Raw genomic sequence first — 12,054 nt, forward strand, 5'->3', positions numbered from 1 at the left:
ACCCTTCTGTCGACCACCTGTCAGACCAGCGGTGGCCGTTCGTCGCCTTGGGCACAAATGCGATAAAACCTTTGATCGGCACATTCCCTCCATTGAATAACGCTCACAAAAACCTGCGTGGAGAAACATCAATGGACGGATTCAAACTGCGTCATCTCTTTCTGGCAGTTGCCTTGAGTACCGGCATGGGCTCAGCCTTCGCCGCGACCGACAACGACTTTGTCGATAACGCGACAGCTGGCGGCATCGCCGAGATCGAAGCCGCTCGTCTCGCCCTGGAAAAGAGCCAGTCGGCGGACATCAAGGCATTCGCCAACATGATGATCACTGACCACGGCAAGGCCAACGATGAGCTGGCTACCATTGCCAAGGCCCACGACATCAAGGTTCCGGACTCCACCACCCTGGTGAAACAGGCCAAGGAAAAAATCCTCGACATGCGCGATGAATCCTTCGACGCCGCCTACGCCAACAATCAGGTGAAAGCCCACGAAGAAGCCATCGAGCTGTTCAAGAAGGAGGCCAACACCGTGACCGACGACCAGGTCAAGGGCGCCACCGAGCTCAAGGGCTTCGCGCAGAAAATGCTGCCTGGCCTGGAAAAACACCTGGCAGCCGCCAAGGAACTGCAGGCCAAACACCCCTCCAAATAAGCGCAAGACACGCAAAGAGGCCGCCTCCACTGGACGCGGCCTCTTTTTATTGGGTCATCCACAAGTGCGAAAAATCGGCGTTGCCGGCCACGCCGACTAGAGTTAACGGGGCTTTCCTTGCACCGGATCAAAAATATCCTCACAGAAACGAACAACTATTTCGAACGGCCAGGGTCATTCACTTCGCGCCGGTCATTTTCCGAAGAGCCGGCCCCAATTCGCAATGGAGCACAACGCACATGGCAGCACTGCAGAACAGCACACTCGATGCGATGAAGAACAAACAGACACAACTGTTGAGCGAATGGGTCAACGGATTGCAGGCCAGCGGCACCACCCGCAACCTCAAGGAACATGACATACAGCAACAGACCAGCGAATTCCTGCAACTGGTGCTCAGTGGTCTGGAAAACGGTAACGGCACCAACATTGCCGCCCCCGGTTGGGAGGCCATCCGCCAGTTCCTCGAAAAGCTCTCCCACAGCCGCGCCCTGCTCGGTCAGGATTCGCAGCAAACCGCCAATTTCATTTTCTCGCTCAAAGGCCCGTTGTTCGCCCTGCTGCAGAACCATTATCAGGACCAGCCCGCCCTGCTCGCCGAACAGCTTTGGGAAATCTCCGAACTGTTCGATGCCTTCGGCCTTTACACGATCCGCACGTTCCAGAAGTCCCGTGAAGCGGTGATCAAGCGTCAGCAGGAAGAACTGCTGGAGCTGTCCACGCCGGTGGTCAAATTGTGGGACGGCGTACTGGCGCTGCCGATGATCGGCACCCTCGATTCGCAACGCACTCAGGTCGTCATGGAATCGCTGCTGCAACGCATCGTCGACACCGGTTCGGAAATCGCCATCATCGACATCACCGGCGTGCCGACCGTCGATACGCTGGTCGCCCAGCACCTGCTCAAGACCGTCACCGCGATCCGCCTGATGGGCGCCGACTGCATCATCAGCGGCGTACGTCCGCAGATAGCCCAGACCATCGTGCACCTGGGCCTCGACCTGCAAGGCGTGGTGACCAAGGCCAATCTGGCCGATGCGCTGAAACTGGCCTTGACCCGTCTGGGCATTACCCTCACCAAGACGGTCTGAACAATGGAACGTATCCCGATTCTTCAGATGGGTGACTTCCTGCTGGTGACCATCCAGGTCGACATGCACGACCAGCTCGCCCTCACCCTGCAAGACGACCTGTCCGAGCGCATCAGCAAGACCTCCGCGCGCGGGGTGCTGATCGATATCTCGGCGCTGGACATGGTCGATTCGTTTATCGGCCGGATGATCGGCACCATCTCCGGCCTGTCGAAAATCATGGATGCCGAAACCATGCTCGTCGGCATGCAGCCTGCGGTCGCCATTACCCTGGTCGAGCTCGGTCTGTACCTGCCCGGCGTCAGTACCGCGCTGAACGTCGAGCGCGGCATGAAACTGCTGCAGGAACGAGTACGCCAGCAATGACCGTGCGCAGCAGCGGTACCCAACCGATCAACATCGAGCAGGACGTGGTGCTGGCCCGGCAACAGGCGCGCAAACTGGCCACCGAATGCGGCATGCGCCTGATCGACCTGACCAAACTGGTGACCGCCGTCAGCGAGCTGGCGCGCAACACCATGGTGTATGGAGGGGGTGGCGACATGGACTGGCAGATCCTCGATGACAACCACAAGGTCGGCCTGCGCCTGACCTTTCGCGATGAGGGCCCGGGCATTCCCGACATCAAACTGGCGATGACCGATGGCTGGACTTCCGGCAGCGGTCTGGGCCTGGGCCTGACCGGGGCCAAACGACTGGTGGACGAATTCGAACTGGACACCGAGCCCGGCAAAGGCACCCGCATAACGATCACCCGATGGACATGAACATCAGCGGGTCATTGACCCAGGTGTTGGTGATCGAAGACAGCAGCCAGATCGGCCATGTCCGGCGTACGGCCCAGCGCCTGGCCGAGCAACACGGTTTTGGCGAAAGCGATGCCGGCCGCGTGGCGCTGGTGGCCACGGAGCTGGCGAGCAATGTGCTCAAGCATGCCGGACACGGCGAACTGCACCTGCGTCTGTTGCCGCGTCAGAGTGACGACGGCATCGAGATGATCGCGGTCGACCGGGCGCACGGCTTTGATCTGGATGCGTGCATGGCCGATGGCTTTTCCACCGGCGGTACTCAGGGCATCGGCCTGGGCGCCGTGGCACGCCAGGCCGATGTCTTTGATGTTTTTGCCGACCATCGCGGCGCGGTTCTGCTTGCTCGTTTATACCCGCGCAGCGACCGGCAGGTGGATATGCCGTATGGTGTCAGCCAGCACTCGCTGCACAACGACCCGGCCTGCGGTGATGTCTGGCATCTGGCATTCCACGGCGCTGACGTCAGTGCTCTGGTGGTCGACGGTCTGGGTCATGGCGAAGACGCCGAGTGTGCGGCCCGGGCCGGAGAAAAAGCCTTTGCCCTGAATCCGTTCGGTGCGCCGACGGTCCTGATGGAAGACATGCACCGGGAGATGATCGGAACCCGTGGCGGCGCTGTGGCATTCGCGCAGTTTCACGCCGATCGGGCCAGTCTGGCGTTCACCGGTGTCGGCAACATCGGTGCCTGTCTGATCGCCTCCGACAAGTCCCGCGGACTGGCCTCGCATCCGGGCATCGTCGGCGGCCAGTACCGAAAAGCCCAGCCTTTTGACTATGCTCACGTGAACGGACATCTATTGATCATGTATAGCGACGGCTTGCAGTCCCGCTGGAACCTGCAGGATTACCCCGGTCTGGTGCATCGCCATCCCGCCGTGATTGCCACCGTCCTGCACCGCGACTTCTGCCGCGGGCGCGACGATGTCACCGTACTGGTCGTTGCCCTGGAATCCGCCCATGACTGAGTCTCCGATCTTGACCAACGCCGAACAGGCAGAACTGATCGCACGATTGCAGAGCGAAACCGCAGCGCTGCGTGAAGAGCTCGACGAAACCAATCAGGGCGTGCTGGCCCTTTACGCCGAACTCGACACTCAGGCCGAACAACTGCGCCAGGCCTCTGACCTGAAAAGCCGCTTCCTGTCGTACATGAGTCACGAATTCCGCACGCCGCTGGGCTCGATCCTGAGCATCAACAGCCTGCTGGCCGACGAGCTCGACGGCCCGCTCAGCCCCGAGCAACACAAGCAGGTGGCCTTCGTCAGCACCGCAGCCCGCGAGCTCAGCGACATGGTTGACGACCTGCTCGATCTGGCGAAGATCGAGGCCGGTCGCATCAGCATTTCTCCGGCGTGGTTCGACATGTTCGATCTGTTCGCCGCACTGCGGGGGATGTTCCGGCCGATTGTCGACGCCACGGCGGTGGACCTGATTTTCGAAGAACCGGTGGGCTTGCCGCGCCTGTACACCGATGACAAGAAACTGGCGCAGATCCTGCGCAACTTCATTTCCAACTCGCTGAAATTCACCACCCGTGGCGAAGTCCGGGTCTCGGCACGCCTGGAAGGTCAGGACAAAGTGCGATTTGCGGTCAGCGACACCGGCATCGGCATCGCCCCTGAATTGCACGGCACCCTGTTCGAAGACTTTTCGCAGGTCGACTCACCGCTGCAAAAACGCCTGCGCGGCACCGGTCTCGGCTTGTCGCTGTGCAAGCGCTTCGCCGAATTGCTCGGTGGAGAGGTGGGTGTCGAAAGTACACCGGGCGTGGGTTCGAGCTTTTTCGTGATCATTCCGTTGGCGATTGCCCAGGAGAACGTCGATGAAACATGACATCCGTCTGTTGATCGTCGATGACAACGTCGCCACCCGCTACGCCCTGCGCCGACGCCTGGAGCGCCACGGTTACGTAGTGCTCGAGGCCGGCACCGGCGGTGAGGGTCTGGCCCTGATCGCCAGTCAGTCGCTCGATGCGCTGATTCTCGACGTCAATCTGCCGGACATGAGCGGGTTCGACATCGTTCGTAAACTGCGCACCGACCCGGGCACCGCCCTGATCCCGGTGATCCACGTGTCGGCCGCGTCGATCCAGACCGGCGACATCATCACCGGCCTCGACGCCGGGGCCGATGCTTATCTGATTCACCCGGTCGATCCCGATGTGCTGCTGGCAACGTTGCGCACCCTGCTGCGGGTGCGCGACACGGAGAACGCCTTGCGCGAAAGCGAGGCGCGTTTCCGGGAGATTTTCGTCAACATCTCCGCGCCCATCGCGGTGCTCGACGCCGACCTGAAAGTCCACGAGTGCAACCACGCCTTCTCCCAACTGATCCAGGACAACCGCGACCCGCAGACCCTCAGCGAGTGCTTCGCCGAGGATCAGGGCGCGATCCTCGACGAACTGCGCCTGCGACTGGTGGATGGCGAGCGCTGGAAAGGCACGCTGAACATGCGCGTTCAGGGCGAGATACGCGAGACCGAATGGCAGATTTCGCCCTATCGGACCCCCAAACTGAGCCTGGTGTTCGTCGAAGACGTCACCGAGCACCGTCACCGCGAACGTTCGCACCTGGCGCAACTGGACGACACCACCACGCAACTGGCCAAGGAAGTCGCCGACCGGGTTCGCGTTGAATCGCAACTGCTGCAAGTACAGAAAATGGATGCGCTGGGCAAGCTCACCGGCGGCATCGCCCATGACTTCAACAACCTCCTGACCGGGATCATCACCAGCCTCGAGCTGATTCAGAAACGTGTTGCCGATGCCCGGACGGACAAGGTGCAGTTCTACGCCGAAGCGGCCCTGAGCTCGGCGAGGAGCGCGGCCTCGCTCACCCATCGTCTGCTGGCGTTTGCCCGTCAGCAACCGCTCGACACCCGTCCGGTAGACATCAACAAGCACGTCCGCTCGCTCGAAGAATTGCTGGTGCGTACCATCGGCGAACGCATCGCCCTCAAGCTCGAATTGACCACCAAATCTGCCATCGCGCTGGTCGACCCGATCCAGCTCGAAAGTGCAGTGCTCAATCTGGTGATCAATGCCCGGGACGCATTGCCACGGGGCGGCAATATCTGGGTCAGCACTTACGCGGCGTATTCCCACGGCGACCCGAACCTCGCCGATGGTTCCTATGTGGCGCTATCGGTGCGCGATGACGGTACCGGCATCGAGCACAACGTGATCGACAAGGTGTTCGAGCCGTTCTTCACCACCAAACCGCTGGGCCAGGGCACCGGGCTGGGTCTGTCGACGATCTACGGATTCGCCCGTCAGTCCGGTGGCGATGCGCACATCCGCAGCGTGGCGCGACGTGGCACCGAAGTGACGATCATGCTGCCGGCCACCAGCGATCCGACCGCTGTCGATCTGGCCCCGGTGACCATTGATCCGCAAGGCTCGGGCGAACATGTGTTGATCGTCGAAGACATGCCGACGGTACGCCTGTTCGTCACCGAAGTGCTGGAAGACGCCGGTTACCGCTGCACCCAGGCCGCCGATATCGAAACGGCGCTGGAGCGCTTGCAGAACGACTCGTCGATCGACCTCCTGCTGACCGACGTCGGTCTGCCACGCATGACCGGCCGCGAACTGGCGGACGTTGCACGGGACTGGCGCGAAGCGTTGCCGATCCTGTTCATGACCGGTTACGCAGAAACCGCGATCAACCGGCAAGTGTTCCTCGGGGCCGGCATGGACATGCTGGTCAAGCCGTTCCAGATCAGCGAATTGCTGGACAAGGTACGCCGCACGCTCGACGGCACCTGATACGCCGCCATCGCGGGCAAGCCCACTCCCACAGTTTTTTGTGCCGTACACAACTTCGTGAACACATCAGACTCTGTGCGAGCGGGCTTGCCCGCGATGAGGCCCGCCCAGGCGACGCAGTTATCGGTTCAAGGCACGGGCGAGAAACGGCGCAGTCCGGCTCTTCTTGCTCGCCGCCACTTTCTGCGGTGTCCCGGCCACGACGATCTTTCCGCCCTGGTCTCCGGCGCCCGGGCCGATGTCGATCACCCAGTCGCTCTGCGCCACCACGCGCATTTCATGCTCGACCACGATCACCGTGTGCCCTGCCGACACCAGCGTATCCAGTTGTTCCAGCAAGCGGTCGACGTCTCGCGGGTGCAGGCCGGTGGTGGGTTCATCCAGCACATACAACGTTGCGCCGCGCTGATTGCGCTGCAGCTCGGTGGCCAGTTTGATCCGCTGTGCCTCACCCCCGGACAATTCGGTCGCCGGTTGCCCGAGGCGCAGATAACCAAGGCCGATATCGCGCAGCACTTCCAGTGAACGACGAATCGCCGGTTGCTCGGCAAACACCGTTACCGCCTCGTCCACGGTCAATTGCAGCACCTGCGCGATGCTCAAGCCCTGCCAGAGGATGGCCAACGTGTCGGGGTTGTAACGTGCGCCATGGCAGGTCGGGCACGGCGCGTAAACGCTGGGCATGAACAGCAACTCGACACTGACAAAACCCTCGCCCTCGCAAGTCGGGCAACGGCCCTTGGCAACGTTGAAGGAAAACTGCCCGGCGTCGTAACCCGCCGCTTTCGCCTCGTCGGTCGCGGCGAACAACTTGCGCACGTTGTCGAACAGCCCGGTGTAGGTCGCCAGATTCGAACGTGGGGTACGGCCGATGGGTTTCTGATCGACCTGCACCAGACGTTTGATCGACTCCAGCCCGGCGCTGACCTGGCCGGTGCTGGCAGTCGGGGTATCGTCTTCCAGATTGAGTTCCTCCGGCTCGGCATCACTGACGCTGCGCCCGAGCTGCGCGCCGACCAGTTCCAGCAGCGCCTGGCTGACCAGACTCGATTTGCCGGAACCGGAGACGCCGGTGACCGAGGTGAAACAACCCAGCGGAAATTCGGCGCTGAGGTTATCGAGATTGTTGCGGGTAACGCCGTCGAGCTTCAGCCAGCCCGACGGTTTGCGCGCGGCGCGTGTGGTGCGTTGCTGTTCGGCGAACAGATAGGCGCGGGTCTGCGACTGCTCGACCGCTGCCAGCCCCGGCGGCGGGCCGCTGTAGAGAATCTGCCCGCCCTTTTCACCCGCCGCCGGGCCGACATCGATCAGCCAGTCGGCGCGGCGCATGGTGTCCAGATCGTGCTCGACCACAAACACGCTGTTGCCGTCGGCCTTCAGACGCTGCAACGCCTCGAACAGCGCCTCGCCGTCAGCCGGGTGCAAGCCCGCGGAAGGTTCGTCGAGCACATAGATCACGCCGAACAATTGCGAGCCCAGTTGGGTGGCCAGTCGCAGGCGTTGCAGCTCGCCTGACGACAGGGTCGGCGTGCTGCGCTCCAGCGCCAGATAACCGAGGCCGAGATCGGTCAGGGTACTGACCCGCTCCAGCAGGTCCTCGGCGATGCGCTGCGCCGCCAGGCGTTTTTCCAGCGACAGGTTGGGGGTGTGGCGCACGTCCGGTGCGTGGGTGTGGCCGCTGGCACCATGGGCTACGCGCTGTTGCCGGGCTTCGCGGGTCTGGCTGTGCGTCAGGGTTTCGCCGGGCTCATCGACCTGTTCCAGCCAGCTCGCGTCAGCTACCGGCTTCAAGACCTCAGCGACTTGCAGCAGCGGCATTCGCGACAACTCGCCGATGTCATGGCCGGCAAACGTCACCGACAGCGCCTCGCGCTTGAGGCGCTTGCCATCGCACAACGGGCACAGGCTGCCGAGCATGAATTGCGACACGCGCTTCTTCATCAGCGCACTTTGCGAATGGGTGAAGGTGTGCAGGATGTAGCGCCGGGCACCGGTGAACGTGCCTTGATAACTGGGCTCCATCTTGCGTTCGAGGGCGACGCGGGTTTCTTCCGGCGTCAGCCCGGCGTACACCGGAACCGTTGGCGTTTCCTCGGTGAAGAGGATCCAGTCGCGCTGCTTTTTCGGCAGCTTGCGCCAGGGTATGTCGACGTCGATGCCCATGGTCACCAGGATGTCGCGCAGGTTCTGACCCTGCCAGGCCAACGGCCAGGAGGCCACGGCGCGCTGGCGGATGGTCAGATTCGGATCCGGCACCATCAAGGCTTCGGTCACTTCATAAACCCGGCCCAGTCCATGGCATTGCGGACAGGCACCTTGTGGCGTATTCGGCGAGAAGTCCTCGGCGTACAGCATCGGCTGACCCGCCGGGTAACTGCCGGCGCGGGAGTACAGCATGCGGATCAGGCTCGACAGCGTGGTGACGCTGCCCACCGACGAGCGCGTGCTCGGCGTGCCGCGTTGTTGCTGCAGGGCCACGGCCGGCGGCAGGCCCTCAATGGAATCGACGTCCGGTACGCCGACCTGATCGATCAACCGCCGCGCGTAGGGCGCCACCGATTCGAAATAGCGGCGCTGCGCTTCGGCATACAAGGTCGAAAACGCCAGCGACGACTTGCCCGAACCGGACACCCCGGTAAACACCACCAGCGCATCCCGGGGAATATCGACGTCAACGTTCTGCAGATTGTGTTCGCGGGCACCGCGCACCCGGACCATGCCGGCGGCGGAACTGGAGCTGCGCTTGGAAGTCATCGGCCAACCTTGGTCTGAAGAGAAATGGCTCAGGCACTCAGCACCGCACGGATCATCTGCAACAACGCCTCGGGCCCGTAGGGCTTGCCGAGCAAATGGGTGTCCGGGCTGAGCTGGTGATTGCGCGAGATGATGTCGCGGGTGTGGCCGGAGGTGAACAGCACGGCCACCGGCGGCATTTGCACCTTGGCCCAGGCGGCGAGATCGGAACTTTTGATCAGCCCGGGCATGACCACGTCGGTAAAGATCAGGTCGACCCGGGCCCCCTCCAGCAGCATTTGCATGGCCGTGTCGCCATTGCCGGCGATCAGCACCCGGTAACCTTCCTCGCGCAACAGTTCGACAGCGGAGGTGCGCACCGCTTCGTTGTCTTCGACCACCAGAATGGTCTCGTTGCCGCCCGCCTGCTGACGTTGCGCGCCTGGCGTTTCATCGAGCATCGGTCGCAAGCTGCGCGGAAAATACAACTGCACCCGCGTGCCCTCGCCGACGTGGCTGTCGATCTCGACATGCCCGCCGCTCTGTTTGACGAAACCGAACACCATGCTCAAGCCCAGGCCCGTGCCCTGGCCGTCAGCCTTGGTGGTGAAGAACGGTTCGAAGACCTGCTCCAGCATGTGCGGGGCGATGCCGACGCCGCTGTCACTGACCGAAACCCGCACAAAATCCCCCGGCGCGATGCCCTTGCCGGCGCAGAACGTCCGATCCAGTGACGTATTGGCGGCGCCGAGCACGATGGTGCCCTCGCCTTTCATGGCATCCCGGGCGTTGATCGCCAGATTGAGAATGGCGTTTTCCAGTTGATTGCGGTCGACGTTGATGTGCCACGGTTCCTCGGGCAGTTGCACATCAATCTGAATGGTTTCCCCCAGTGCCCGTTGCAGCAATTCGCCGACACCTTCGAAGATCTGCCGTGGATCGCACACTGCCGGCGACAGCGGCTGGCGCCGGGCAAACGCCAGCAGTTGCGAGGACAGCTTGGCCCCGCGTTCCACCGCCGCCAGCGAGGCGCTGACCCGGCGTTGCACGTTGGCATTGTCCGGTTCATGGCGGGCCAGCAGGTGCAGGTTGCCGGCGATCACTTGCAACAGGTTGTTGAAGTCGTGGGCCACGCCGCCCGTGAGGCCGCCGATGGCTTCGAGTTTCTGCGACTGACGCAATTGCTCTTCGGCGGTGAGGCGCGCCTCGACTTCATCCGCCACACGCTGTTCGAGGTTGCGGGTGAACTTGAGCAGGGATTCTTCGGCGGTCTTGCGCTCGTGAATGTCGATCAGCACGCCGGGGAAACGGAACGGCCGGCCCTGCTCGTCAAATTCGCAGGCGCCGCTGGCGAGTACCCACAGACAACTGCCATCGGCACGCACCACTCGGTATTCGGCGTTGTAGGGCTCGCCGGTACGTACCGAATTCTCCACGCACTCCCGTACCCAATTGCGATCGTCCGGGTGAATGTGCGCTTCGGCGATATGCTGCGGCAGGTTGGTCAGGTCTTGATCAGGCGGGTAGGAAAATGTCCGGGCGAATCGCTCGTCGGCCGACAGCACGTTGTTTCTGACGTCCCAGACAAACGAGCCGAGCAGCGCCCCGGCATTCAGCGCCAGCCGAACCCGTTCATTGTCGGCGCGGTAGGCGTCTTCGGCAGCCTGACGCAGACGTTCGGACAGCACCAGCTCGGTAGTCTCCACCACCATCGCCATGACGCCGGCCGGAACCCCGGCATCGTTGGCCACCGGGCTGTAATAAAGGTCGAGCCAGACATCCTCGGGCACGCCATCGCGCAACAGCACCAGCACCTTGTTACGGTACTCCAGGGTGCCGCCTGCCAGGCAGGTGTCGACCACATGCCGATTGAAGTCGGCGACCTCCGGCCAGCCCAGCTCCACCGGCACGCCGAGCAGGTACGGGTGGCGGCCGCCGGCGAACCGCGAGTAGGCATCGTTGTAGATCATGTAGCCGGCACGGCCCCAGAGCATGACCATCGGCAACGGAGAAGCGAGCATCAACTGCACCGTGCTGCACAGGCTGGCCGGCCAGGATTCGAGAGGGCCCAGATCGGTCCCGCTCCAGTCGAACGCACGGATTCGCCCGGCCATCTCGCCCTGCCAGCCGTCACAACCGTGACTATCGGATAAAAACTGCATCGATTGACTCAATGTCCTGTGGTTTTCGACCGATTTCGCAACGCCCTCTGACGCCACGCCCGTGTGTTTCGAGCATCGAGAGGCCTCATTGGTTTCATTAGAGGTATAGCCGATTTCGGACCCGGCCAAGACTCAGACTTCGATCAGGTGTTTGAGCGGGTGGTAGCCGCTCTTCATCTTCGCAGCGACGTCGAGAATCGCCTTCTGGATGCCGTCCAGGTGCATGCAGGTCAGCTCGATGGCCGCGCTCTGATTACCGGCCTCGATGTACTCGATCAGGCGCAGATGCTCATCGTCGCGACAGGCTTGGTGGCTGTCGTCGTCCAGCGCGGCGGCGTACAGCGAAGCGCGGGAAATCAGCTTCTGGAACCAGTCGAGCAGCACCGGGTTGTTCAGGCTGCGGGCCAGTTTGAGGTGGAACTCGCCGAGCAGGTGAATCAGCCGTTCGTGGTCTCCGGCCGCGTGGGCCTCATCTTCCAGCAGCAGGTGTTCGCGCAGGTCCTGCATCGCGGCGCAATCCTTGCGCCGGCACAGCTCGGTGACGATGCCGATCTCGATCAGGCGCCGGGTTTCGAACAGCGAACGGATTTCTTCATCACTGGGCAACGATACCGACGCACCTTTATTAGGCTCGGTGGTAACCAGTCCGTCGGCCTCCAGTTGCTTGAGTGCCGCGCGAACCGACGTGCGGCTGACATTGAACAATTCCGCCAGCGACGCCTCGCCCAGCTTCATCCCCGGACGCAGCGAACGCTTGCTGATCGCCTCGTAAACCCCTTGGTAGACGCGGTGGACCGTGGTTTCCGTTTTTTTCTCGGTCATTTGAAAACTCCTTCAATG

10 protein-coding genes are annotated in these 12,054 nt (G+C 62.4%); 7 read left to right on the forward strand and 3 right to left on the reverse strand.

Going from position 1 to position 12,054, the window contains the following annotated elements:
- Nucleotides 1-131 precede the first annotated feature (131 nt).
- From C6Y56_RS15450 to C6Y56_RS15480, 7 genes are all read left to right on the forward strand, one after another.
- Nucleotides 132-653 carry a DUF4142 domain-containing protein gene (locus C6Y56_RS15450; RefSeq protein ID WP_169430622.1) on the forward strand — a complete coding sequence of 174 codons (522 nt, stop codon included), beginning with the start codon at nucleotides 132-134 and terminating at the stop codon, nucleotides 651-653.
- Between the two features lie 239 nt (nucleotides 654-892).
- Nucleotides 893-1,744 (forward strand): STAS domain-containing protein, encoded by an 852-nt coding sequence (locus C6Y56_RS15455; protein ID WP_169430623.1) that lies wholly within the window; start codon nucleotides 893-895, stop codon nucleotides 1,742-1,744.
- A 3-nt stretch (nucleotides 1,745-1,747) separates the two neighbouring features.
- A complete protein-coding gene (locus C6Y56_RS15460) occupies nucleotides 1,748-2,110 on the forward strand; it encodes an STAS domain-containing protein (RefSeq protein WP_011334518.1) in 363 nt (120 codons plus the stop codon).
- Entirely contained in the window at nucleotides 2,107-2,511 is a 405-nt protein-coding gene (locus C6Y56_RS15465; RefSeq protein WP_039768856.1) for an anti-sigma regulatory factor, read from the forward strand. Before C6Y56_RS15460 ends, C6Y56_RS15465 begins: the two co-directional genes overlap by 4 nt.
- A complete protein-coding gene (locus tag C6Y56_RS15470; protein WP_169432656.1) occupies nucleotides 2,508-3,518 on the forward strand; it encodes an ATP-binding protein in 1,011 nt (336 codons plus the stop codon). Before C6Y56_RS15465 ends, C6Y56_RS15470 begins: the two co-directional genes overlap by 4 nt.
- A complete protein-coding gene (locus tag C6Y56_RS15475) occupies nucleotides 3,511-4,386 on the forward strand; it encodes a sensor histidine kinase (protein WP_169430624.1) in 876 nt (291 codons plus the stop codon). Before C6Y56_RS15470 ends, C6Y56_RS15475 begins: the two co-directional genes overlap by 8 nt.
- The gene (locus tag C6Y56_RS15480; protein WP_169430625.1) at nucleotides 4,376-6,319 is read left to right on the forward strand and encodes a response regulator; all 1,944 of its coding nucleotides are present in this window, start codon (nucleotides 4,376-4,378) and stop codon (nucleotides 6,317-6,319) included. The genes C6Y56_RS15475 and C6Y56_RS15480 overlap by 11 nt, the downstream gene beginning before the upstream one ends.
- 120 nt (nucleotides 6,320-6,439) lie before the next feature.
- Here the strand turns inward: C6Y56_RS15480 and C6Y56_RS15485 are convergent, their stop codons facing one another.
- From C6Y56_RS15485 to C6Y56_RS15495, 3 genes are all read right to left on the reverse strand, one after another.
- Nucleotides 6,440-9,073 carry an excinuclease ABC subunit UvrA gene (locus C6Y56_RS15485; RefSeq protein ID WP_169430626.1) on the reverse strand — a complete coding sequence of 878 codons (2,634 nt, stop codon included), beginning with the start codon at nucleotides 9,071-9,073 and terminating at the stop codon, nucleotides 6,440-6,442.
- 29 nt (nucleotides 9,074-9,102) lie between these two features.
- Nucleotides 9,103-11,214 (reverse strand): hybrid sensor histidine kinase/response regulator, encoded by a 2,112-nt coding sequence (locus tag C6Y56_RS15490; RefSeq protein WP_169430627.1) that lies wholly within the window; start codon nucleotides 11,212-11,214, stop codon nucleotides 9,103-9,105.
- 132 nt (nucleotides 11,215-11,346) lie between these two features.
- Nucleotides 11,347-12,036 (reverse strand): GntR family transcriptional regulator, encoded by a 690-nt coding sequence (locus tag C6Y56_RS15495; RefSeq protein WP_169430628.1) that lies wholly within the window; start codon nucleotides 12,034-12,036, stop codon nucleotides 11,347-11,349.
- Nucleotides 12,037-12,054 lie beyond the last annotated feature (18 nt).

It is taken from the genome of Pseudomonas fluorescens, from assembly GCF_012974785.1.
Taxonomy (GTDB): domain Bacteria; phylum Pseudomonadota; class Gammaproteobacteria; order Pseudomonadales; family Pseudomonadaceae; genus Aquipseudomonas; species Aquipseudomonas fluorescens_BT.